At 57.9% G+C, this 24,175-nt stretch carries 15 protein-coding genes and 1 pseudogene; 8 read left to right on the top strand and 8 right to left on the bottom strand.

The window, feature by feature from the left end:
- Positions 1–69 precede the first annotated feature (69 nt).
- From P6U25_RS35795 to P6U25_RS35785, 3 genes are all read left to right on the top strand, one after another.
- Complete coding sequence (locus P6U25_RS35795; RefSeq protein WP_407152755.1) at positions 70–1,527, top strand: alpha/beta hydrolase family protein; 1,458 nt, start codon at positions 70–72, stop codon at positions 1,525–1,527.
- 380 nt (positions 1,528–1,907) lie between these two features.
- Entirely contained in the window at positions 1,908–2,714 is an 807-nt protein-coding gene (locus tag P6U25_RS35790; RefSeq protein ID WP_407152754.1) for a methyltransferase, TIGR04325 family, read from the top strand.
- 302 nt (positions 2,715–3,016) lie between these two features.
- Complete coding sequence (locus tag P6U25_RS35785) at positions 3,017–4,312, top strand: lipopolysaccharide biosynthesis protein (RefSeq protein WP_407152753.1); 1,296 nt, start codon at positions 3,017–3,019, stop codon at positions 4,310–4,312.
- Between the two features lie 63 nt (positions 4,313–4,375).
- On the opposite strand, the gene P6U25_RS35780 is transcribed toward P6U25_RS35785, so the two are convergent.
- From P6U25_RS35780 to P6U25_RS35765, 4 genes and pseudogenes are all read right to left on the bottom strand, one after another.
- On the bottom strand, positions 4,376–4,678 hold the full coding sequence (locus tag P6U25_RS35780) for a PilZ domain-containing protein (protein ID WP_407152752.1): 303 nt from the start codon (positions 4,676–4,678) through the stop codon (positions 4,376–4,378).
- Positions 4,678–5,784, bottom strand: a complete 1,107-nt coding sequence (locus P6U25_RS35775) for a DUF2336 domain-containing protein (protein WP_407152751.1) — start codon at positions 5,782–5,784, stop codon at positions 4,678–4,680. Before P6U25_RS35775 ends, P6U25_RS35780 begins: the two co-directional genes overlap by 1 nt.
- A 585-nt stretch (positions 5,785–6,369) precedes the next feature.
- A complete protein-coding gene (locus tag P6U25_RS35770; RefSeq protein WP_407152810.1) occupies positions 6,370–7,893 on the bottom strand; it encodes a polysaccharide biosynthesis tyrosine autokinase in 1,524 nt (507 codons plus the stop codon).
- A gap of 384 nt (positions 7,894–8,277) precedes the next feature.
- Positions 8,278–8,520, bottom strand: a pseudogene (locus P6U25_RS35765) (Wzz/FepE/Etk N-terminal domain-containing protein); the annotation flags it as partial.
- A gap of 391 nt (positions 8,521–8,911) precedes the next feature.
- Between P6U25_RS35765 and P6U25_RS35760 the strand changes: the two are divergent.
- The 3 genes from P6U25_RS35760 (at position 8,912) to P6U25_RS35750 (ending at position 12,711) form a co-directional block, all read left to right on the top strand.
- Complete coding sequence (locus P6U25_RS35760; protein ID WP_407152750.1) at positions 8,912–10,255, top strand: O-antigen ligase family protein; 1,344 nt, start codon at positions 8,912–8,914, stop codon at positions 10,253–10,255.
- Positions 10,256–10,501: 246 nt separating this feature from the next.
- Positions 10,502–11,224 carry a class I SAM-dependent methyltransferase gene (locus P6U25_RS35755; protein WP_407152808.1) on the top strand — a complete coding sequence of 241 codons (723 nt, stop codon included), beginning with the start codon at positions 10,502–10,504 and terminating at the stop codon, positions 11,222–11,224.
- A 92-nt stretch (positions 11,225–11,316) separates the two neighbouring features.
- The gene (locus tag P6U25_RS35750; protein ID WP_407152807.1) at positions 11,317–12,711 is read left to right on the top strand and encodes a hypothetical protein; all 1,395 of its coding nucleotides are present in this window, start codon (positions 11,317–11,319) and stop codon (positions 12,709–12,711) included.
- Here P6U25_RS35750 and P6U25_RS35745 read toward each other — a convergent pair.
- Genes P6U25_RS35745 through P6U25_RS35730 form a run of 4 tightly spaced genes read right to left on the bottom strand, consistent with a single transcriptional unit; the run spans position 12,708 to position 16,648 of the window.
- Positions 12,708–13,451: an SDR family oxidoreductase gene (locus P6U25_RS35745; protein ID WP_407152806.1), complete on the bottom strand. Its 744-nt coding sequence runs from the start codon at positions 13,449–13,451 to the stop codon at positions 12,708–12,710. The two genes, P6U25_RS35750 and P6U25_RS35745, sit on opposite strands and share 4 nt — an antisense overlap.
- Positions 13,451–14,782, bottom strand: coding sequence for an FAD-binding protein (locus P6U25_RS35740; RefSeq protein WP_407152805.1), 1,332 nt, complete (start codon positions 14,780–14,782; stop codon positions 13,451–13,453). The genes P6U25_RS35745 and P6U25_RS35740 overlap by 1 nt, the downstream gene beginning before the upstream one ends.
- Positions 14,745–15,182 carry a GtrA family protein gene (locus tag P6U25_RS35735; protein WP_407152804.1) on the bottom strand — a complete coding sequence of 146 codons (438 nt, stop codon included), beginning with the start codon at positions 15,180–15,182 and terminating at the stop codon, positions 14,745–14,747. Before P6U25_RS35735 ends, P6U25_RS35740 begins: the two co-directional genes overlap by 38 nt.
- 14 nt (positions 15,183–15,196) lie before the next feature.
- A complete protein-coding gene (locus P6U25_RS35730) occupies positions 15,197–16,648 on the bottom strand; it encodes a UbiA family prenyltransferase (RefSeq protein ID WP_407152803.1) in 1,452 nt (483 codons plus the stop codon).
- 778 nt (positions 16,649–17,426) lie between these two features.
- On the opposite strand from P6U25_RS35730, the gene P6U25_RS35725 reads away from it, so the two are divergent.
- The gene (locus tag P6U25_RS35725) at positions 17,427–22,316 is read left to right on the top strand and encodes a heparin lyase I family protein (protein ID WP_407152802.1); all 4,890 of its coding nucleotides are present in this window, start codon (positions 17,427–17,429) and stop codon (positions 22,314–22,316) included.
- A gap of 100 nt (positions 22,317–22,416) precedes the next feature.
- On the top strand, positions 22,417–24,174 hold the full coding sequence (locus P6U25_RS35720; RefSeq protein ID WP_407152801.1) for a caspase family protein: 1,758 nt from the start codon (positions 22,417–22,419) through the stop codon (positions 24,172–24,174).
- Position 24,175 lies beyond the last annotated feature (1 nt).

Below are 24,175 nucleotides of genomic sequence, written 5' to 3'. Positions count from 1 at the left end.
GCGGGCCATCGGATATCCCTGCGGGACGAGCCGCCTCTCCGGGAACGGTTGGTAGCCACAGGCAGACCAATGCGCACACTTGAGCTTTCCGTCGCCGTCGGGCTCTTTGTCTATCTTGCAGACCAGCTCTCGGGCCATCGCCACGGCTATCTCGGATTGCACTATCTACCCTTCATCTGCGTTGCGGCCGCGGTCGCGCACGTCTGGTTTGAGGGGTACCGATGGCAAATGCTGCCGATCTATCTCGTAGTTGCTGGCTGCGCCATGCAAGCCATCGTTCCGCGTTGGACCTCCGACGTGCAGTTGCAGTACTTCAGTTGCTTGACAGGTCTCTTTCTCCTCGGAGGCGGCGTTGTGTTGAGCACCGTCTTCCCGGTATTCGAACTTCCCGCGCCGGATGGGCTGTACGCGGTCGGAACCGAGGTCAGACATGTCGTGGACCTGCACAGGCTCGAGCCCGCGGAACCCTCCAACCCGCGCGAGTTAATGCTTCAGATCTGGTATCCGGCAGGCAGATCGGTCAAGACGGAGTTGGCTCCTTACCAGGAGCGCGCGACTACGACGGGTTGGGATGCTCATTTTTCACTGGCGAAGACCCATTCCGCCATCGACGCGCCGCTTGCAGTCTCCGAATCGCGCTATCCGGTCGTGCTCTACGCGCCATCATGGACTGGCATGCGCACGGAGAACACACATCTGGCGGAGCAACTCGCAAGTCACGGCTATGTCGTCGTCGGAATGGACCATCCCTATAGCTCGCTCGCAACCGCCTTTCCTGACGGTCGGGTGATCAGGACCAAATTGTCCGACGAAGGCTTTTATTCTTCCGATCGGTCATTTCGCCGTTTTCTCGAGACGGCCGAGATGGAAATCAGGATCAGGGCAGACGATGCGCGATTTGTCCTGGACACCCTCCATGACTTGAACGAGGCTGACCCTCACGGCCGCTTCACCGACCGGCTCAACCTCAATCAAATCGGCATATTCGGTTTCTCTCTTGGTGGAGGTGTTGCCGCACAAGCTTGCTGGCTCGATCACCGGTTTAAGGCCTGCCTCAACATGGACGGCCTAATGGCTGGCGAATCCCTAAGCAGAGGTACGAATGCGCCTCTCTTCACCATGAGTGAAGCCGATCCGCTCCCCCCAGACTCACTAGCAAACATTACTCCGACGAAGCGTCGCGAAATGACACTCGATCGTGAACAGTTCGTGCAGATGCGGGCGTTGCTATCTACATATGGAGGCTACTGGCTCACCATTAAGCGAGCCAAGCATTTCAACTTCTCGGATTATCCGTTTTCGTCTCCAATACGGCTGTTTGGTCGTTCAGGTGCAATCGCACCAACGAAGGCGGCCCAGATCGTCGACAAGTATGCCCTTGCATTCTTCGCATGCTACCTCAAGGGTACTACCCAGCCTACATTGGAAGATGCCCCAATCGACGCCCCGGATTTCCAATTTCAAAAGACGAGGCCCGCCTTGTGCCAGTCGGGTCCAACGGCGGTTACATCCCAATCCGGCAAGTAGCAGGCGCTCGTTCGCCAGCAGACCGAGCCGTTCCCCGGAACCGATGGTCCTCCCTTGCACAGGACATGGGCCGCGGGCCAGCACGACGCCCAGCCGTAGGCCACCGAGGGGTCTCCAAAATTGAGCTGGACGTCAGTTGCCGGTTAACCAAACAGCCCAAGCTTCCCTTGTTCGACCGTATGTGACCGTGAGCCGCCGTGACAATTCTGAACGGAATGGGTATTTCCAGGGTATTACTATTGGGGCGCCGCTGCGATTGGCTTAGCGGTGCGCTTCCAGAATTGGGCCGGGAGAATTCCTGATCGAACGGCCGTCCATTTTGAAGCTGACTCGCGGGCCTTTCTCGGACTCGCGATCCCGAGCTAGACGTCGATCGTAACATGTCCAAATTGCCACAGACGCTCCAACGCTACCGTTCGTCCTTTCCAGTAATCGTGGTTCAGGCCGCCATCGGGCGCCTCCTTGCTTTCCTCAGGTCACCCTACCTTCGTCACCGCGGCGCCTATGCGACTTTAGAAGAAGCCGTCGCCTCTGTACGGCGTGGCGCGCTTGTTGGATACGATAACGATGAAGTCGTTATGCATTCATTCGAATATATGTCCGAACTCAAGCTCGAGGATTACCCGATATTGTTCTGGCTCGGCCGTCTAGCGCAATCGACCAACGTCATTCTGGACGCCGGCGGACATCTTGCCACCAAATACCGAGCGTTCCGAACGCACCTGCCACTTACCGAAACGGCCGAGTGGATCATCTACGATGTCCCCGCGATCGTTCGGGCGGGACGCCGGCTCGTGGAGCGGGGAGAGCTCCAGGGTCCCAAATTCATCGATAACTTGGCCGACGCGCCCGACGCAGACGTTCTGCTCGCTTCCGGCTTGTTGCAATACCTTGATGTTCCGCTTGAGGACTTCTTGAGAGAGCTGCCCGCTTTGCCGCGCCACCTGCTGCTCAACAAGGTTCAGACCCGCGACGGCCCAACCGTAATTACCCTCGAAAACTTCGGCTGCGCCGAAGTCCCCTATCAGATACGCGACCGGGTGGAATTCGTGAGGTCGCTGGAAACACTTGGCTATGAAGTTGTCGACGAATGGTCGATTCCCGCGCTGTCTCGAACAATACAAACCCATCCTCATTTGGGACGGTCGACAAGCCGCGGCTACTATGCTCGGTTGCGCAGCAAATGACGGTCGGCGGCTGAAAAGGTAAACGGGAGAGAATGCCTCTTTGTAACAATCCATCCCGGTACGGTTCGCCAGGCCAATGCTCGAGACACCCGGTGGAAGGACGTGTTGCTCCCCGACTGGCGACCGAATAAGGTCGACCAAGGTAGTGGTTCGTCAACCAGATAACTCATTTCGATTAGATAGGCGGACAGCATTCGTGCCGCACAAGTATCGTTTAATCCTTTCTCAATCGCGCTTAGGTCTTCACACTGAGGCTAAAGCTCAATTGCGCGCTGCAGACCTCGCGCCGGAAGTCATCCAACATGTCTAGCGTTGCGGCGTTTCTGCAGCCGAAATTACCGATGCTTCGGCTGCTCGCCGGTTCGATCAGCAGCCTGGCGATTGGGGTCTTGGCCCAGGCGGTGGCCTTTGTCCTGCTCGCTCGGTATCTCGGCACGACCCAGTTCGGGGAACTCACGACTATCAGCGCAGTGACGGCTTTGGCGAATACCTGGTGCGGGTTCGGCCCCGGCGAAGTCCTGCGACGGATCGTCAGCCGCGACGCGTCCGATTATCCCGAAGCGCTCGGGCACACCATCTTGATGATTCTGATCACGGGAATCGTTCTGACGGTCCTGCTGATCGGCGGGATGCTGATGTTTCCTCCACCGGACGGTGGCATTGGTTCAGCCGAGCGGCTGCAGATCCTGCTCCTGCTCGTGCCCATCAACGTGATGTTCCCTTCCTTCTTCAACCTCGTCGAGAACGTTTTTCTGGCCCACGGCGATTTCCGGCGTGGCAACTTCATTAATGGCGGCAGTGGAGTCGCACGCGCACTCGCCGCGGTGGTGGCCTGCGGCCTGTTTGGCGTCACATCATTACGGGACTGGGCGCTATGGTGGGCAGCCGTTCATCTGGCGATCGGCGTGATCTGTGTGATCATGATTCGACGGTTTGGCCTCCCGCGCTGGAACATCCTTCGTCGTGAGGCTTGGCTGGGCGGGAATCTGGCCTTTTCAAGCTTTCTGATCATGCTTCGGCACAACGTTGACGTACTTGTTCTCAGCGCCGTCACTTCGCCGGACTTCGTTGGCGTATATGGCGCGGGCCGAAGATTGATAGGCGCCGCACTCGTCGTCCCGGGCGCCTTCGATAGGGTCATCTACGGTAAGCTCGCGGTCGCCGGCAAAAATGGCGCTCGTGCCAGTCTGCGTCTGGCAACGAAGTATCTTCCCTATTCGCTATTGATCAGCGCGGCGACGAGTGTAGGTCTCTTTCTGGTTGCACCATACGCATCCCTTGTCTTCGGTCACGCCTTTGCTCCCGCTTCAGATGTCATAAGGACGTTGGCCTGGACAGTTATTCCAACCGCCGTGCAGTTCTTGGCATTCGACGCCCTCAATGCGGCAGAGCATCATAAAGTCTCAACGATCGTAAGTGGCGTCACGAATACTGTCGGCGCACTGATGGTTGTCTTGCTTGGTAGCACATACGGGACAGTTGGCATCTATGTCGCGCTGTACTTCTCCGACCTCGCACGCGGAGGAGGGCTTTGGACAGCCCTCAACATGCTGGCCGGTGGTCGACAGTCCGCGCAAACTCGGGCCGAGCGATCATAGAGAGAACCGCCCGTCATGAAGTCTGATCGAGTGGTTGATTGACCCAACGGCTCTTGTAGGTCCTCATTTAGGAATGACAGGGCGTCTCTTGTCCCTCTTCTCTTCAATGAACCGTACGCCGACCTGTGCGCCCTCGACGCGGACCAGTTCGCAGCGACGATAGGCTAATCCTCTTGACGACAGCAGTAGGAAGAATTCTTGCGCTCGCAGCACGTCGAGCGTTCCGTCGACTTCCAGCCTGGCACCACTCTGCGAGACGTCGAGCAGGACACAGCTCCGTCGCCAAGTTCCGTCGATGCCCATGAGGTTCACCGGGTAGCGTGTCTCGAGCCGAACCCGCTCCGCCTTGCGGTTCCCATATGCCATCAGCGTTCTCCGGCCGTAGCTGAGAACGTCGCGGTCAGTTCGGTGATCGAGCCGAACCGGATCGTACGCTGCGCGATCGAGAGCGAGAGCGCGTCAAACATATGTCTGGCGCCATCCAATTCCTTTATCGCGACCGCTCGCTTGTCCTCCCGGTTCTTGACGATGGCGGCAGTTGTATCCCAGTTCAATCGCGACGCCCTGCAAGCGACAATCAAGCCCGTGATATCAGCGGCTTCCATCAACGGCTCGATCGCCTCAATCGGGACGGTCGCGAGTTGCGCCAATGCAGCTACAACATTGCTGCGCTCGCCTCTCATGGCGAAGCGATTGACGCTCGAATCGTTCAATTGCCCGGCCTTGTTAAGGGCCGAAACTGTGGCCTGCGCATCCACGTAGTTGATGATGGGAGCCTTCCGCGGGGCACCTGCATCGATGGCGATGCGGATCGCACTCTGAGCGGATGCCGGGGCACATTTGACAAGGCGAGCCAGCAGGCGCGGGGGCACCCTCGAAATCAGACCGCTAAGGAAGCTGGGTGGTAGGTCGCCGCGCGATATCAGCGAGCAGGCGATGTCTTCGTCGCGTTCGGCCGCATCGACCAACATGGCGAAGCCCGCGCCGTCGATGACGGCGCCGGGATTGCGAGCCAGCGCCCGCGCCACGTTACTATCCCCGCGCATCAACAGGATGTCCACGAGTTCTCGATTCACGGTCTTGCGGCTCGCGATGGCACAAAGGTGCCCCTCGGCGCGCATCCACGCGATATCGACCAGATCGGCATCGGGAATACAGTCGCATTGCCGCAAGATGGGCGCGGCCACATCGGCGTCATCGTGATTGGCCAGGCGCCGGGCCAACTCTCTTGGCACCGGGCGCAAATCGGCCAACGAGCGGCTGAGCATGGTCAGACTTCGTAACGCTACATCCTCCGTCAAGCGGATCAGAATGTCGTCGAACATATCGATATGGCGCTCACTCAGCCGATGAGCGTACTCAATGAAGAGTTCGGCCACCTGCCGCAACATCTGCTCACGGCGGTCCGGCAGGCTGGCTCTCAAAACATAGTCGAGTTCGGCAATAAGGTCAGTCGAGGCAATGGCTCTCATGCGGCACCTAAAACAGCTCCGCGACAAGAAACGTCATTATTCCCAAGGCAAGTTTGCCCGTTAAACGTTAACGCACATTTTAGAGAATGAAGGGGAACGAACAAACAGCTTGCCAGCGACCTCGCCGGCTTCTCAATTACGCGGCTTCTGCCGTTCGTTGGGGGGCCGCGTCGAGCGCGAACTGATTCCGAAGTATAACCGATGCCGCTGGATAACTGGCCGACACCGCGCATCGTTCATAGCGCTCATCCGGGCCTGCCCGGCTGGCCGGTCTCCGAGGGAGACTGCGCCGGCATCGCACCGTTCGCGACTACAATGAGCGAGCTATTGATATGACGCACGCTCGCGGCGGCGATCGGAGCGCTAGTACAAAGCAGATCGATCAGCCGCACCGTCCGCTGCGATTGCCCCTACGACATCAATGGCGCCGCTGCGACGGCCCTCGAACGCGACCCGCTTAGCCAAGCGGTCGCGGCGATCTCGCCGGACACGGTGCGTGTCTGCTCCAGTGTCCGAGGCCGACCAACGCTGGTGACTTCCACGTTCGACGCGACCACACTCGGTACAATGAGGGTGCCGTTCACGCTAGTGCGTATAACCATATTGCGCATAGTGCTTATTGACGTAGTAGCTGCGGTTCTCCGCGTCATACTTGTACAGCTTGTCCATATCAACTTTGTTGAGGATCACGCCCAGGGTGTTTTCAGTGATGCTTGGTGCTCTCCCGAGAGCATGTTCGACGACATCCACTTTTGTCGCACCCCATTCGACGACAAACAGGTACGCATCAATCAAATGCGTCGTCGCCTTCGCGTCGATAACAGGCGCGAGAGGCGGCAAGTCAACAATCACGTAGTTGTATTCGCCCCGCAGCTTGTCGATGAACATCTTCGTAAGCTGCGCGCCCATGATTTCGTTGCTTTGAACAAACAAGCTCTTGGTAATCGTAGGCAGGAACGACAAATATTTTGACTGATCGGACCAAAGCGCATCAGCTAACGACGACCTTCCCGAAATGACGTCCAGGAAGCCCACGCTGGCCTTGGGAGCAAGCGTCCGAGTAAGCGCCGGATTTCGCAGATCGAAATCCAGCAGCATGACTTTGGCGCCAGCCGCGGCAATCGTCAGCGCAAGAGATGCTGCGATAGTCGACTTGCCCTCTCGAGGCAGCGACGACGTTAAGCCGATCACCTTGGCTCCCTTGCTCGGGCAATTCAGATCTATCGCCAGCTTTATCGACCTCATTGCTTCGGCACTGCTTGAAAGGGGCGCCTCGATGCTGGCCCACGCCGCGCCCTTTGAACGCAAGAGCTGACGCTCGCCCGCCGGAGCTACCGTACGACCGGCATCTGGCTCCACCGCGTCTTCCTTCCACAGGGGCACGGGCGTGATGCAATTCATCTGCAGCTTCCGCTCTATCTGCCCGACACTGCGAAACCTGTTGTCGGTAAACTCGCGGAGGAGAGCCAGCCCAATTCCGATCGATATCCCACCGCCGAGAATGGCCGCCAGGATCTTCAAGGTTGACTTAAATTCGCGATCCAGGGGCGGAGCGGCTCGCGTGATCACCCGCGCTTCGGTAACGGGAAATGACTTCTGCTCAACGGATTCGAGGTACCGCTTGTTCAGATTATCATACAATTCCTTGGTTGACGTTGCCGTGCTCTCGAGCTCTCGCAACTTGACCTGATTGCGATTCGACGATTCCGCTTGGGAAACAGATTGAGCCACCTCAGCTTCAAGGTTCTTCTCTTTCCGGACTGCGAGATCGTAGTCGCTCTTGAACGCCTCTCCAACCCGACGAAGTTCGTCGATCATTGCTGAGCGCACCTGCACGACCTGATTGTGCAAATTCATCACTGCGAGGTGCTCACGACCAAACTTCGCTGTCCACTCCCGCTCTCTGCCGGTAAGCTCGATAAGTTGACCTCGCAACTTCGCGATTGTCTCGTTAATTGGAACGTCGGTCACGAGCGTGTTCGAGTTTTCGGCCGACAACGCCGCCTGCACAACAGCGTTGACCCGCTCAAGCCGGGCCTTCGCTTCCGACGTTTGTCCCCGTGCAGTGAGGAGCTGGCTATTGAGCTCCGAGAGCTGCTGCTCACTCATGAGCCGCCCGCCCGTATCGATGATGTTATTCTTGGCCTTGAACTCGACTACAGCACGCTGCGCTGCCTGTGTCTGCTCTCTGGTTTCCTTGACCCGGCCTTCCAGCCAGGCACTCGCCTGCCGAGTGGCCTGATATTTCGAATCGAGTTGATCGGCGATGTAAGCATCAGCGAATGCATTAGCAAATTCTGCGGCCCGCGCGGGATTGCCATTTTCGTAGTTGATCTCGATGATCCAGGCGATGCCAAGCCGTTTCACCGTCAAATGCTTCTGAAGCACAGCGACCAGTTGCCGAGTGTACTCGAACTCGGTCAGCGGCTTAGATGAACCGAAGAGACCATCGCTGGGAGGCGGGATGTTGTCGGTTAGATGCAGCTTCTTAATTACTTCCAGCGCCAGTTTCTCCGATTTAATTATTTCAAGCTGGCTCTCGACTGCCGAGGACGTGTCAATGATCAACTCGCCCGCTGGTTGGAATAGTTGAAACTTGGCCGTATCGATCCCCACTGTTGCCGTCGCTTTATAGTTAGCTGGCGCCAGCAAAACGTACAGACCGGCGATACATATCGCTGCTGCGACCGACGCCACGAGCACCCAGGCCTGCCGGCGGAGAAACCCAACGGCCATTTGGATATATTGCGAGGGTGAGCCCGCAGCCGGACTAAAGGATTCAAGTTCAAACGACGAAAGCTTATGATCTTTGCTTACGTGAAGCATCAAAGATTCCAAACTATTTGCTAGGTCGACCGAATGATTTAAATTAGCATGCTCCGGCGGCTTCTTCCATTAGGAACTGTATCTCACTCCGGTTTTTTGCTCTTCCTAGCGTTACCAATTAAAGTTAACATATTGAATTGATGGCCTATTTTTGTTTCTTCATTTGATCGGGCCCCGATGAACCCTAAACTGCTGGCCCAGCGTCCGACGCTGGTCAAGGGTCGCAAGCGGCAGGCGAGCGACGTCGTCGCGGTCGAGTGCACCCCGGCAGGGCAACACAGCATCAACACTGAGACGTTAGATGAACATAGTTCCTGACCGCGCGACGTCTCTGGCAATGGGCACTGCAAGACAGTCTGCCGAGGCCGGGCTCGATGGCGCCTCCACGGCGGCTTTGCCAATTCGATTGCTGCTCGGCGCCATCATCATTTTCTCCTTCCCCGCATTTACGATCCAGTTGGCGTTGGACATGACAACGGGCCGGTGGGTTGGCTCACCCGTGCTCCAACTGGTGACAATCACGACAGAGCTCTTTGTCTTTGCTTCCATCCTGCTTTCCAGGCCAACCGGCAGGCTCGTTCTTCAATGCTGGCCGATCTGGGTCCTGATCATCACGGCGTTTGCATCGGCCGCGTGGTCATACAACCGCGGCGCTACCCTCCAGGCAGCCAATACTTACATGACCACCGCGCTGCTCGGCTTAGTGGTTGTCGGCCTCCTTCCGGGCTTCCGTGGCATCAAGTTCGTGATCAGGACCATGGCGGTGGGATGCCTTTTGAGCATCGTCTGGGTCCTGTGCTTTCCCGAAACCGCGATTCATCAGTTGACCGACCCCTATCAAACCGTTCACGCCGGGCTGTGGCGAGGAGTGTTCAGCCACAAACAGGGCCTGGGCTACTTCTCCGGGCTAACCGCGGGGCTCCTACTGTTCTACAGGACCTCGATCTTTCCAGCGCCCGTGTGGGCCTTCTTTCTCGGTTGCAGCCTTACCTGTCTGGCAGGCACCCAGTCTGCCACCGGCATCGTCGCCGCTGCGATCACTCCCGGTTTCCTTTACATGGCCTATTTTATCGCGCGCCTGCCTGCTCCGTTACGCCAGCCGATGTTTATTAAATGGGCGATCGTCCTCGGATTGGTTGGGATCGGGTTTAAGATTGGCATTCTTGACTATGTCATCGTAGGCATTCTCGGAAAATCGACCGACCTCACCGGCCGTGCCGACTTCTGGCCGATCATCTTGAAGAACTTCTATAGTTCGGGATTTAGTTTGCAGGGTGGAGGCTTCGGCGCAAAGGTTGCGGCGGACATGTCTGAATGGAGTGTCGATAATGGCTTCATCGACAAGTTTCTGGAGTTCGGATATCTTTTCACACCAGTTATTTATGGGATTTTTGTTGCGACCTTACGGGGTGGAATCAGACTGGTGGTCACTGGTCGCCCGGAGTGGGCACGAACGAATATTTTCCCTTTTGCGATCTGGTCGGTCACCCTCATTCTAAACATTACGGAAAGTAACTTCATGACGAAATGTCTGAGCACAGTTCTGATGTCGATGGCGGTCGCCCTCATATTCCAGCAGCGGGAGCTCAGCACAGGTGCGCCGCGTTTTCGCGATGTGTCAGGCCGATCTGGTCTGCGCGGCTGAGCTCGTGCGGCTGACGTGCCCTACACGTGTGCAGACTGCAGAGGTTATCCGATGCGTAAGACGTCCTGTTCTTCGGTGAAGTGTTCAAACGCGTCGGGCGTGCCGTAAGCCGTCCGGTCCGCCTACTTATGAATCGTGAAATGCGCCGCGCGAATTTTGAGGTATCACGTGATGAGCATGACTATGGCGTCAAGGCCGGACGGATGCGATCAGGACTCTCCTGTTCGCGGTCGCAGGGCATCGATCATGGGGGACGTCCGTCCCGAAGTCCTCGCTGGTGGAATTATCAGAGACGACGGCGAGATTGAGTTCTTTCTCCGCGTGAATGCTCTGCTACGCTCCGACATGACTGTGCTGGATCTGGGTGCCGGCCGGGGCGCGGTGTTCATGAGCGGAAAATGGGAGCTGAGGGAGCGGCTGGCCAAACTGCAGGGCAAGGTGCAGAGAGTGATCGGGATTGACGTTGATGATGGAGTTCTGGATCATCCGTACCTGGATGAGAAACACGTCGTTCAGGTCGACGCGCCGCTCCCGCTGGCAGACCAATCAGTTGATTTGATCGTCGCCCATTGGGTTTTCGAGCACGTTCAAAATCCCGCTCACCTTGCCTCGGAGTTCTTTAGGGTCCTCAAGCCCGGCGGGTGGATTTGCGCTCGCACTCCGCACCGTTGGAGCTATGTCGGCATTGCGACTTGCTTGCTACCCGAGGGGCTCCAGCGCGCTGTACTCAAGTGGATCAAGCCTCAGTTCGAAGCGCAGGACAAGTTTCCGACTGTTTACCGGCTGAACTCTTTCAGCGCGGTAAGGAGGTACTTCTCCCAATCGAAATGGCTCAATTGCTCCTACGGCGTAAATTCCGCGCCCCGCTATCATTTCGAAAGTCGCTCGATATTTCGGCTTCTCTCCGCGTATCAATCCGTGGCGTGGCCAAAGACGGACCTCATCGTACTTATTCAGAAACGACTTTGATGAACTATTGCAGGCCTTCGGAGCGGTACAGCACCGTTCAAGCCCGAGTGCCATCAGGCATCGCGCCAGGCCCTTTGTCGGAAACGCATTCCATGCCCTGCTCAGACCACTCACAATTACAACTGGCCGACGAGCGTGTCCGCCTGGTTCGTATCGCCTTGTTGCTTGGTGCCCTTTTCGTCGGCATTCACGCGAGCTTGTTTTATTTTGACCTAACCGACCCTGCTGCTTTCCTCAGAGGTGATCGCGCGATTGATCGGCTTGCGCATGTTGATGGGCTTCTGGCGGCGGGTTCGTCGACAATCGTGCATGCGGCTCTTGACTCCGGAGTTCCGGGAGACTTCCTGCAGCATGCGGTCTTGTACGCCATCGGAGGACGCTATCTTGTAATTATCACCCAGGTTGCACTGCAGTTGTTCACGGTTCTTCTTATGTATAGCTTCGTGGCACGTACTTCCGGCAGTGCGAAGGTTGCCGCCGCGGCAGGAATACTCATCGTCATCATGCCGGGCAGTTTGCTGAATCCGCATCTGCTGGTCACCGAAGCGTGGTTCACCACACTTCTCCTGATCGGTACCGTAAGCGTTTGCGAGGCCGTTGATACGCCGCGCGCCGCGCCTTCACCATTTTATCTTTACCTTGGCTTCGCCAGCCTTGGATTGGCATCCGCCATTCGACCGCAGGGGCTGTTGATCCCTTTGGTGCTAACACCGTATCTTCTTTTCGCATTTCCCAAAGCGCGAGGAAGATCACTGAAGGCCGCGCTTCTGGCGTACGCCTTGTTTCCGCTTTCCTGGATGACGCTTAGATTCTTGCTGGTCGGAGACTTCGGTCTCGGGTCATCCAATGCGGACCTTGCCACAAATCTGGCATTCCGCGCGGACCGTATCCTATCGCTACCGCTCGACAGTACCGGCCGAATGGATTTGCTCCCATTCATCCGCCTCGCGGCGGCTCATCCCTTAGCGTTTCTCAACACGATCTATGCTGACGCCTTCAATTTGATACTGAATCCAGGGGCAAATCATCTGTTCGGCTACTACCTTCAATTTGGGGAGACTCTCAATGGATTTTCCTGGCTCAAAGTCAGAGATCAGTCGGGGCTGGGAGGCGTCGTCGCCGAATTGCTCACCCGAAACACCACACTAGTGGCGCTCTTCGGGATCTGGACGGCGATTCACGCGGCAGTTCTGCTTGGGGTCACTATGGCCGGCATGGAGATCGTTCGCGACAGACACCGCATGCCCCGGTGGATCTGGATTGTGATGATTGTCGTCGTGACGACCGCATTCTCCGGCTTTGCGGCAGGTCTCGTCCGGTGGGACCTTCGTTCTGGGATCGAACCTCTGCTTGCCATCTTGGCTGCCTATGGACTCTTCGGGCGTCGCCTCATAGGCGGTCCCTCGCGGCCAGTGAGTTTGCAACCAGACGCCTGCAACTTCTATCGCGATCCAGGCCGACTGACACCTGCGGAGCGAAGCAACTAGAGTCTTAGCCTTTTGAACAATCGCTCCGGAATAACACGGATCACCGCCATGATGATTCGCCAAATTGGTCTGACGTACAACACGTCGGCACGCCCGTTCTCTGCTGCTCTGTAGATTACCCGACCGACTTCGTCGGGCTCGGCTGTCAGCGCTGACGGCAACTTCATGTCTTGCGTCATTCGGGTATGGACGTATCCAGGCTTAATTGTCACGACGCGAACACGCGACGCGGCCAACCGATTTCTCAATCCAGACAAGAACGCCGTAAAGCCTGCCTTTGCAGCGCCATAAACATAGTTGGACGCGCGACCCCGGTCTCCTGCCACTGAACTGACGCCGACGAGCGTTCCCCACCCGCGCGCGCTCATCCTCTCAGCGAACAGTCCAAGAAGCAGCGCCGGCCCCTCGAAGTTCGTGCGCATCACCGTGCTCGCGTGGTCAACGTCGCGTTGCGCACGCTGCTGATCGCCCAGCTCACCGATCACGCAAATGACCGTATCGGGCAGAACGGGCAGTCGATCGACAAACCCTTCGAACTGATCGATATGCAATATATCAAGCGCTCGTAAGTCCACCTCTGCACCGGTTCTGGTCTTGATATCGCGAACGTTCCGCTCGGCTGATTCCGGGACTCGAGCGGTCACGATAAGCCGATACCCGGCGTCGCCGTAAGCGACAGCGGTCGCCAACCCAATGTCAGAGGTGCAACCAAGAAGTAGCATCGTTTTCTGCGTTTGCATCAAATGCCCAGTCTTTCAGACAAGCGAGAGACGATCCGAGCGTCGGCCCCCACCGATCGCCTGATGTCACGGAAAGTTGCCAGACCGGGGTAGCTTGCCTCGAAGGTCTCTCGAGATTGTCGAGCGTCCTTGGCCAGGTAAATTCGACCTCCGGCCCCGACAACTACCCGGTCTATCTCCTCGAGAAGTGAAAATAACTTTGGGTCGACGGGAAAGTCGATTGCAAGCGTAAATCCATTGATTGGAAATGACATCGTGCCAAATCCGTCGCCCAACTGCTTGAGTACCGCCAAGAATGAGGCATTTGCTCGGTGAGAGATCCGGTCAAGCACCTCGCCGAGCGCCGCTGTGGCGCGACCCGCCGGCAGCACGCTTTGATGTTGTACAAATCCGCGCCGACCATAAATCCGATTCCACGCGCCAACGCCGTCAAGAGGAAAGAAGTAGGGCTCCCAGTGCATGAAACCTGAAACATTCCCGTTCGCGGAGCCGCGTCTAAAGTAAGCTTCGTTGAATAGGCCGACCGTCGTCCGATTGAGCGTCCACGATGGAAGGTCGAATGGAACGCTCACTCGCCTTCGTGCACGCTTAGGGAACAGTTCTCTGAACCTCGCCGCCGCCGGAAGCTCGTCTTGCCTTGCATGCTCCCCGACATAAATGAGCGACCGTCCCATGGCCGCTCCCCGAGCCAGACAATCAATCCAGGCGACTGAATAGGTCGCATCGGCCGTTTCTTGCAACGCCTTTATAGCACCATCAAGGTTCTCAGTGACGACCGTTCGGGTCCTGATCCATCCGCTTTCGACCCGCCGCAGACCGAGAGTCACTTCGATTATGGTTCCGGTAAGCCCCATCCCGCCGATCGTCGCACAGAAGAGGGCCACGTTTTCCGCCCGCGAGCAGGTGACGAGCTCCCCGTTCGGGAGGACCAGCTTCAAGGCGTGCACGTGATGGCCAAACCCACCGTCACGATGATGATTCTTGCCGTGCACATCCGCCGCGACCATTCCGCCAACGGTGACAAACTGCGTCCCCGGAACAACGGGCGGGAAAAATCCTCGCGGCAGAAAAACATCAATAATGTCGGATAGCAGTACTCCGGCTTCGACCGTCAGCTCCCCTGTAGCGGGAGAGAAAGCGATCATTCTGTTTAGTCCGGCAACCTGTAGCGTGGTGTCTCGACCAATTGCAGCGTCGCCATAGGCCCGGCCGTTGCCACGTGCAACATAGCCACTGGACCCGCGGAGGATCTGCCCAACCGCATTTGGACACATGAGCTTGGTTGCCCGGCTCTCATGAAAGGGGAAGCGTCCCCAGCCGGCGAGTCTCATAGCTATCCTGCTTCCTGAACACGAAGACCTTATCCAACGAATACTTCGCCGCGTAGCCGACGATCAAACCGATGATGGCCCCGACACACTTCGCGGTCTCTGAATGCCATACATGCCAGAACGTAAGCTCCGTTGCCCAAAACAACGCGGTGGTCGCCACCCCAAATGCACCATAGAGGACAATCTTTTTTAGCTCGCTGGCCGACGACGTATAGCTGTCCCTGAATATCCATCGTTTGTCGAGAATGTATTTTAACGCAAAGCCTGCCGCGGTCCCCGACACCATCGATACCGCAAGCGGTGTCCCCGGCGCCGTGACGTAGACGACCGACTCCTGGACTCCCAGATTGCCCAGCATCGATACAATCGCGAAAAGAATGTAGCGCACGGCGACGGCCATCGTGGGCGATTCCATCAGATGGCGGCAAGAATAAGTGCGCCGACGATAAACCCTGCGACAATACTGTTCTTGTCGCGCAAGGCGAATGCGATCGGATCGTCCTCCATGTGTCGGCGGTGCGCCATCATCAAGGCTCGACTAATCCAGTATAGAAGAACGGGGCAAATAAACCAAAGGAATTGAGGACGTCGGTACAACGAGTGTACCGCGTCGGACGAGATGTAGAGCGCGAAGACAGTGATGGCATTGAAGCCGGCCGCAGCAGCGAGTCCCGCGACGACATCGAGATCGCCGAGCTTATAGTTGCGGTTCGCTGGCTCGGGCAAGCCGGAGTCTACGCGTACAGCTAGTTCGACATAACGCTTGATCAGCGCCAATGCCATAAAGAAGAACATCGAGAAGGCCAGCAGCCACTCGGAGAAGGTCACCTGAACAGCCACGGCTCCGGCAACAAGGCGAATCACATAGAGCATCGCCAATGCAATGACATCGACAAGCATCTTTCGCTTGAGTACGAAGGAATACGCCGTCGTCAAAATGAAGTAACCGAGCAGAACGGCCATAAACTGCAACGAAACGAGGGCGCCGATTGCCGCTGCTACAGCAAGGAGCATCGGGACGGCGACAACAGCATCTCGAAGCGGGATTAAGCCGCTCGCCAACGGACGATTGCGCTTAGTTGGATGCAGACGATCCGCTTGGAGATCGATCAGATCGTTCAGGACGTATACGCCGGAGGCGCAAAGAGAGAAGGCTGCAAACGCCAGAACGGCTTCGCCAATTGTGCTGATGGAGAATTGATGCGCGAGAAGGAGAGGGACAAACACCAGTATGTTCTTGGCATACTGGTGGACGCGCAGCAGCTTGGTCCAAGTGCGCCAGGTCGGGCGCTCCGCCGGCAAATGTTCAGCGTTCAACCCAAGTTGCGCGAGCGTGCGCTTCACGCCGGCGGGAGCTCGGATCGCAATCGCGTTGACGGCCGACGTCCACACCGGCAGATCGGCCCGGTCGTTGCCGATATAATCATATCCACATTCCCGAAATTCTAGGTCGAGGCGCTCTGCCTTCGCGTGAGCGGCAAGATTGACATCTCCGTCCGACGCAAACCAACCGGCGAAAACGCCGAGGTGATCGGCGACCGCCTTGACCAGGCGCTGGTCACTTGCGGACGCAAGATAAACTGGACGTCCCAGCTCCTTGGCTTGTTGGATGCGAGCCAACACCGCGTCGTCGTAAGGCAGGGCCGCCGGATCGAACGCGGCCGACTTCGCCAGCCGCTCCTTCAGCACGGCTTTTCCTCGAAGCAGTGCAGCGCAAAGATCGATGATCGAACGGGGGTCTCGTCCGAGCTCCGAGAAACCAGTTTCCAGCAAGAGGTCCGATCGGACCAGAGTGCCATCGAGGTCAACGACCAAGGGCCTGAGTTCGGAAGCGACCCTTGGCACTGGCGAGGCAATCGTCAGCATCGAAATGAACCTCATTAAAAAATATCGTCAAAACTGCTCAGGAATAATGCCCCCAACTCTAAGCCGACGGCGTCCAAAAAACGAGTCCGTCACGGATATTTCGTAAACGGGAACTCGCGCGCGGCGTTGGTGGCGGATACACCGCGCCGAATCCGCGACATGTCGGCGGGCCGAGAGTACGGTGAGGCAGCCAGCAATTCCGAGAGCTGGTCCTTCGAGCGATCGGGGCACGCACCCCCAGCATTATTCGCGGGCGGCTCCACGGATCTGCGTGATCCCAGACCAAATGCCGCACCTTGTTCAAAACCCCTAGTATTTTGGTATTATCGCACCGTTGATTTGATTTCAGCGGCGATGAGCCCACCATTGTCACACTTTGAACAATCCCGGTTCCTAGCGCTGCCGCATTGGTCGTTAACCATGTTCATGTTGGGCGACACCATCAGAAGAGCGACAGGATCATCTCGCAGGGACAGCAGCGAGCGCCCTCGTCGCAATTAACTGGAAGATCTAAGAAGGCAGGGGGACCATGCTACTGACATCAACTAATCAGAAATTAGCACGGCGGGAAAAGCAGAACTCGCACAATCGTAGCCTGGCAAACGACGCAACAAATGCAACGGTCCGATCGGGCAAGCCTGATCAATCCGCGGCTTTTCTAAAACTATACTCTTTTAAAGAGCAGGTTCTTCATGAGTGCCACTTAGTTTGATGCACAGTTTTAATTAGTTCGACCACCGCATCAACGCACTTGTGGACCATGAAGGGACGCAATTAAATGGCCGTACAGATTAATCCGCCCGTCATTCTGACGGCATCGCCTGACGATATCGCCGTCGACAGAGATCCAGGCACGAGCTATTCGGACACGCTGACTCTCGTCGGGACCGCTACTCCCAACAGCACGATCACCGTCTACGACGGCAGCACTCAGCTTGGCACGGCAACGACGAACGGCAGCGGCGTTTGGTCATACGAAACGACGTCCCTGACGGATGGCACGCATAGCTTTACCGCCACGGCGACGCTGGCCGGGACCACAAGCGCAGCGTCCTCAGCGCTTGTCCAGACGGTGACGGGGGCAATCTCCAATTTTTCGCCACTGACCGATCAATGGTCGGCCCCGATCACGGTCGGCGGCATGCCTTACTACGTCGAAAACGCGAACGTTAACGGCAACGCGCCCTGGGCCATCAAGCAAATCGACAGCCACACGCTACGATTCCAACTGCAACCCAACGACGTCTGGGCGGACAATGACAGCCATCGTAGCGAGATCAGTGGCGGCACCATCTTCTCTCCGACTTCAACCATCAACCTGTCATATCAGTTTACGGTTCAGCCGGGCTTTAATGACACAAGCAATAACCTGGCGTGGCAGATCCTTGGACAATTTCACGGAGACGACAATAACGCGACCTACCAATCGATACAGGGAGGAAGTCCGCCTTTCGCATTCCATCTGACGGGCGCCAACGGCGTCGGCGAAGGTGATTATCTTGCTATCCAGGCTTTCTATGCGCTTCCCGGGCAAACGTCTTGGACCGCAGCCACTCTGCCAGGCGACCAACTGAACGGCTATTTGTGGGTTTCGCCTACTCCGATCGTTCGCGGTCAGCCTATCGACGTGCAGCTTGAGGCCAACTTCCAGAACAATTCAAATGGCTTCCTGGAGGTCTGGATCAATGGCCAGCAGGTTGTCGACTATCACGGCGCGCTCGGATACGGCGGCGGCGTCTATTGGAAGGAAGGCATCTACGAGGGCTGGTCTAGCAATCAAACGATCACCGTCGATTATTCAAACACTGTCATCACGACCGCCCCGGGCGCTCCGCTGATCCTCGGCGACGTCGTAAATGGCAACCAGGTGCTGCTGAATGGCACTGCGCAAGCCAACAGCACAGTCACGATCTTTGACGGCTCTACAAAGCTTGGCACGGTAGCGACCTCGTCCAACGGTTCGTGGTTCTACGAGACAAGCGCCCTTTCGATTGGTAGCCACAATCTCACTGCAACGGCGACTGACAGTGCTGGGAATACCAGTGCGGCCTCGTCGGCTGCCAGTGCAACGATCGCTTCCTTTACCGGTCCGATCATCACGAGTGTCGCTACTTCAGCTCCGGCCGGCGAGACTGTCGTTGGAACGAAGATCACGTTTACGGTGAAGATGAGCTCGGCCGTATCGGTGACCGGCACCCCGACCCTGACGCTCAATGATGGCGGCACGGCCGTCTATAGTGGAGGCTCGGGCAGTAATTCTCTGACTTTCACCTATACGGTCGGCGCGAGCGATAGCAGCGTCAAAGGACTCGCAATCACTGAGGCAAATCTACCCAGCGGCGCAGCGATCAAGGATGCTAGCGGAAACGCCGCGATTCTGACGGGCGCACTCGTTCAATTCCCGGGCGTGACTATCAACGCGCAACCGGTCAGTACCCCTGTCTTCGGTGACCCAGTCGACAATGGGAACGGCACCTTCACATTTACTGGGACCGCCGGTGCCAACACGACCGTTTATTTTTCGACGTCGTATGGCACCGCCTTGGGTAGCGCGGCAGTCGATGCATCCGGCCACTGGACATTTACCACGCCGAGCTTTGCTCCCAACACGTGGAACAGCATCCAGGCCTACGACGTCAATGCCCTCGGCGACATGAGCGCAATTGGCCATGAGAACGGCGTCGGTTTCGGCAATTCCTCGAACGTGCCGCCATCTCCGACCATCACGGGAAACGCCCTGGTTAACAACGCCGTCACACTCTACGGCACCGTTGCGGCCGGCTTTTCGATTACGACCGTGACGATATTTGACGGCACCACGCAGCTCGGTACCGCAACTGTCAACAGCGACAATACATGGTCTTTCACGACCAAGGCGCTTGCCAACGGCGTCCATAGCTTGTCTGCCAAAGCTACGAGTTCGTCAGGTACCAGCGCTATCTCGATTCCCGATCCGATTTCCGTTGGCCCGCTGTCAATTGGCAATACCCCGACACCCACCGCGGTCGTATCTCTAGTGACCTCAGGTAGCGGCATCACGGCAGGGGCGGGCGACCTCGGCGTGGGAAGCATCGTCACCTTGACTGTGAACCTGAGCACGGCAGCTACCGTGAGCGGGGGCGCACCGACCCTGGCGCTCAACGATGGCGGCATCGCAACTTACACAGGCGGTTCGGGCACCAACGCGTTGACCTTCAGCTACACGGTAGCAGCGGGTCAAAACACCTCCGATCTGGCGGTGACGGCGGTCAATCTCAATTCAGCGTCGGTAAAAGACAGTAATGGCAACGCCGTCGACCTGAGTGGTGCGGTAACGAATCCCGTCGGGACCCTGCAGATCGACACGGCCGCCCCGACGGTCAGCTCGCTTGTGATATCAGGTAACGGCATAACGGCGGGAAGTGGCACCATTGGCGCCGGCACCGTCGTGACGCTGACGATGGCGATGAGCGAGGCTGTGACGGTCGCAGGCGGCACGCCCACGCTGACGCTGAACAATGGCGGCACGGCTACCTATAGCGGCGGCTCGGGCACGAATGCGCTGACATTCAGCTACACGGTCGCAGCAGGTCAGGACACCTCCGATCTGGCGGTGACGGCACTCAACCTGAATTCAGCGTCCGTCAAGGATGGCGCTGGCAACACTGCCAACCTGGCGGGCGCGGTAACGAACCCCACCGGAACGGTGCAGATCGATACCACAGCGCCGGCGGTCGCGTCCGTTGTGACCTCCGGCAACGGGATCACATCGGGAAGCGGCCTTCTCGGGGTCGGCAGCATAGTGACGCTGACAATCAATCTGAGCGAGGCAGTGACGGTCGCCGGGGGCACGCCCACGCTAACGCTCAACGATGGCGGTACGGCTACCTATAGCGGCGGGTCGGGCACGAAGGCGCTGACCTTCAGCTACACGGTAGGCGCTGGTCAGAACACCTCCGATCTGGCGGTGACGGCACTCAATCTGAATTCGGCAACTATCAAGGACAGCGCCGGCAACGCTGCCAACCTTGTCAATGCCGTAACGAATCCCGCGGGCACACTGCAGATCGAGACCACCCCGCCACTCATCACGTCGGTGGCATCGGCAGTGTCCGGGAGTAGCGTCATTCTGACTCTGTCGTTCGATGAATCCGTGACGGTGACCGGCACCCCGACGCTGACCCTCAGCAACGGCGCCACCGCGACGTACGCAGGCGGTTCAGGCACGACTGCGTTGAAGTTCAAATACGTGACGACTAGCCCCCCCAGCACGCTTGTCATCACCCAAGTAAACTTGCCGAACGGCGCGTCGATTCGTGACGTCGCGGGAAATGCAGCAAGCTTGACAGGCAATTTCCTTGCGAATCCCGGAGTGCCGCCACCGGCGTCACAGTCTTCCGGCTCGCAGAGCGACACCACGCCGCCGACCGTTGCTTCGGTCGTTGCCTCCGGAAACGGCGTCACGGCCGGCTCGGGCACGCTCCCGGTTGGTAGCACGGTCACCCTGACCGTAAACCTGAGCGAGGCGGTGACGGTTGCCGGGGGCACGCCGACACTGACGCTGAACGATGGCGGCACCGCGACCTACACCGGCGGCTCAGGCAGCAAGGCACTGACTTTCTCCTACACTGTGGCAGCGGGTCAGAATACTTCCGACTTGACGATCACCGGCGTCAACCTGAACTCGGCAACGGTGAAAGACGGCGCTGGCAATTCGGCAAACCTTAGTGGGGCGGTGACCAATCCCTCGGGCACGCTGAAGATCGACACCACAGTGCATCTGACACAAGTCGGCAATAGTTATTACCTCGATAATAGCGCCGGCTCCGGGCCATCTCTGAAGCTCGACGGATCCGACTATCAGTTCAGTTGGTTTGCACCCGTTGCAGCCGTGCGGACCGCAACAGGCTATGAAGTGGCCCTTAAGGAAAACGGCCAAAGCCTGTATATGATCTGCACTACCGACGCCAACGGCAATTGGACGGCAAATCTCACTCCGATAGTCTCGGGATCGAGCTCGACGCTGCAGCCATATGAGGGCGTCTTCCACGCCGATCTGAATGGCGATGGGGTCATTGCCCTGTCCGGCACCGGGACCACGGTCCGCTCTGGCTCCTTGGTCATCGGCAGTGGCGCCTCAGTGGAAATTCCAGGAGCCTATTCGGGATCGGTTAGCTTCGCTGGCGCTGCCGGCACCCTGGTCATTGACAACTCGGCCCAGTTCTCTGGCTCGTTTTCTGGCTCGCTAACTACCGGCGATCGTATCGACCTGACCGACATCACCGCCGGCGCCGGCGCGTCCCTGAGCTACGCAGGCAACAGTTCTGGTGGAACGCTGACCGTCAGTGATGGAACACATACGGCGAAGCTTGGGGTGGTTGGCAATTACTCACTCGCCAATTTCACTGCATCGAGCGACGGGAAGGGCGGAACCATAATCGTTGATCCACCCGTCGCCGGCCAATCCTCTTCCAGACTATCTCCGTCGGCGGCGTCGGATACCTGGATAGCTTCGATCGATCAGCGTCTGGCGCTGTGGTCTCAACAGATCGCGTCGGCCTTCCCGAGTTCCGGGATCGACAGCGGCGGAAGGTCGACGATCGGCATGAGCGATGTCGGCGGACATAACGTGCAGCCGTTGGCAAGGCCGCTCGTGAGTCCGATGAGCCAGCACTCACTCGGATCGTGATTGACACAGTGGGGAGGCGCAAACGGCCAGGATAATCTGCTGCCTCCTCGCCACTATGATCTACATCTCCTGTGCAAGCGCTTCTTCAACCGAGAAGCGCTTGGCGCTTGTAGTTGGCAATGCAAACTATAGGGCTCAAAGGCTTGCGACTTCGACGGGTGACGCTGACCTTGTCGCCCACGCCTTGCAGTCCGCCGGATTCGAAGTAACCCTTGCCCGAGATCTCGGCGCCGGCCAGTTGAAGAAGACATTTCTCGACTTTATCGAGAGAACCTCGGAGGCGGGACCGGACACTTGGATTGGAGTGTACTTTACCGGTTTTGCACTGCAATTCGGCGGCGACAATTACCTGTTACCTGTCGACATGAATGCGGAGATTGCCACGGGGACGGACTTGCCACAATCGGGAGTGCAGCTCTCTGAGATCGCCCGTACGTTTTCGAATCTCCGTGCCAAGGCCACCTTCATCATCCTCGATGCGGCGCGCCGAAATCCGTTTTTGATCGCGGGACAGCCGCCAGCCAGCGGGCTCGCCTGGTTCACGACCTTGCCGGATGTTCTCATTGCATACAATGCGTCCCCGGGGACCGTCTCGCCGGATGTCAAGGACAAGGATCGCTACGGGTCTTATGCCTCGGCTGTCACGGAGATGGTGCGAGATGGGAATTCCGACGTTGTAGACCTCTTTACGCGTGTGCGCATGCGTGTAAATGAAGCGACACTCGGCACGCTAGTGCCCTGGCACAATTCCGGCCTCAAATCACCGGCGCTCCTTGGATCAGTCGCTGCGGCAAGCAATGCGGAGGCGAGGCACACCGCACCGATATCCGGCCTTCCCACCCAACATGCCTACCTTGCAGCGCTTCGGCGCGACACTCTGGATTCCTATGCAGACTATCTGGCAGACCATTGGAAGGAGCCAGAGGCGAAGCGCATACGTGCGCTGTTGGCCGTGAGACGCGAAGCCGTTATCTGGCAACTGACTTGCTCCGCCAGTACGCCGGATGCGCTCTGGTCGTATCTCGAGTTTTTTCCTGAAGGACCGCATTCCAGGGAGGCTCGCAGCAGCCTTGCGAGGCTTAACGCATTCATTTCGCCTCCGACCGCGTTCAAGAGGATGGAATACGAAGTTCCTTCACCACTTCCGGACGAAGCAACGTACGTTGACCGACCCGTCATCGCTTTTGATGATCCATCGTTCGGGTTTGAGGCGTTGATGCCGACATCTCATGATAATTCGGGAGCCTCTTCGGCGCGGCCGGCAATGACAGTCATCTCGGCGCGCCCTGTCGAGCGCACATCCACTTCGTCAATAGCTTCGGCTGAGGCCGCATCCTGGTCGAGCTTACCCTTCACTCCTTTACTATTCCCGCCCTCAAGCCTGATATCTGACGAGCTCGCCAAGAAACGCGCGGTCGTTCCCCCGATTGTAGCAGTGCCGTCCGCGTATTCGGATCCAGTCCAGGCCTCCACCCGATCAACGATCGGATCGTCAGGCCAATTTCCGCATTGGGCAGCGTTTGTCGCCTTACCGCTGGCGGCGACCAAGACGACAGATCCTCTCTTTACGGGATCCCTGGCGCGGGGAGCGTCCGGCGAAGCTGGAGCGGCATATCCGAGGACGGATACGAACGTTACTGTAATCGATCCAAATCCTGATGAACCAAAGATACCTGCTGCGGCGAGGCCACGTCTCCTCGTCGCACCTCCCAAGGCCGCATCCGCTTCGAGGGGCAGGTCTAAGCCCCATCGTGCGGTTGGGTCGCCGTCTTCACCCACCCAGCAAATTCAATCCAGGCCCGCACCTGGTCTTCACTCGCCCTCGCCGGGGACCCAGGCGCCCGCCTCTATCCGCTGAA

Origin of the sequence: Bradyrhizobium sp. ORS 86 (assembly GCF_045571475.1) — a bacterium.
Taxonomy (GTDB): Bacteria; Pseudomonadota; Alphaproteobacteria; order Rhizobiales; family Xanthobacteraceae; genus Bradyrhizobium.
The sequence above is the reverse complement of the archived record's forward strand: the minus strand, read 5'-3'. Positions and strand labels throughout refer to the sequence as shown.

What these genes read in the sequence shown, in the direction of transcription:
- P6U25_RS35750 (WP_407152807.1), top strand. Translation starts at nt 11,317, where the DNA reads ATGCCCTGCTCAGACCACTCACAATTACAACTGGCCGACGAGCGTGTC.
- P6U25_RS35725 (WP_407152802.1), top strand. Translation starts at nt 17,427, where the DNA reads ATGGCCGTACAGATTAATCCGCCCGTCATTCTGACGGCATCGCCTGAC.
- P6U25_RS35760 (WP_407152750.1), top strand. Translation starts at nt 8,912, where the DNA reads ATGAACATAGTTCCTGACCGCGCGACGTCTCTGGCAATGGGCACTGCA.
- P6U25_RS35780 (WP_407152752.1), bottom strand. Translation starts at nt 4,678, where the DNA reads ATGGCATATGGGAACCGCAAGGCGGAGCGGGTTCGGCTCGAGACACGC.
- P6U25_RS35775 (WP_407152751.1), bottom strand. Translation starts at nt 5,784, where the DNA reads ATGAGAGCCATTGCCTCGACTGACCTTATTGCCGAACTCGACTATGTT.
- P6U25_RS35730 (WP_407152803.1), bottom strand. Translation starts at nt 16,648, where the DNA reads ATGCTGACGATTGCCTCGCCAGTGCCAAGGGTCGCTTCCGAACTCAGG.
- P6U25_RS35790 (WP_407152754.1), top strand. Translation starts at nt 1,908, where the DNA reads ATGTCCAAATTGCCACAGACGCTCCAACGCTACCGTTCGTCCTTTCCA.
- P6U25_RS35770 (WP_407152810.1), bottom strand. Translation starts at nt 7,893, where the DNA reads ATGAGTGAGCAGCAGCTCTCGGAGCTCAATAGCCAGCTCCTCACTGCA.
- P6U25_RS35740 (WP_407152805.1), bottom strand. Translation starts at nt 14,782, where the DNA reads ATGAGACTCGCCGGCTGGGGACGCTTCCCCTTTCATGAGAGCCGGGCA.
- P6U25_RS35755 (WP_407152808.1), top strand. Translation starts at nt 10,502, where the DNA reads ATGGGGGACGTCCGTCCCGAAGTCCTCGCTGGTGGAATTATCAGAGAC.
- P6U25_RS35735 (WP_407152804.1), bottom strand. Translation starts at nt 15,182, where the DNA reads ATGGCCGTCGCCGTGCGCTACATTCTTTTCGCGATTGTATCGATGCTG.
- P6U25_RS35795 (WP_407152755.1), top strand. Translation starts at nt 70, where the DNA reads ATGCGCACACTTGAGCTTTCCGTCGCCGTCGGGCTCTTTGTCTATCTT.
- P6U25_RS35785 (WP_407152753.1), top strand. Translation starts at nt 3,017, where the DNA reads ATGTCTAGCGTTGCGGCGTTTCTGCAGCCGAAATTACCGATGCTTCGG.
- P6U25_RS35745 (WP_407152806.1), bottom strand. Translation starts at nt 13,451, where the DNA reads ATGCAAACGCAGAAAACGATGCTACTTCTTGGTTGCACCTCTGACATT.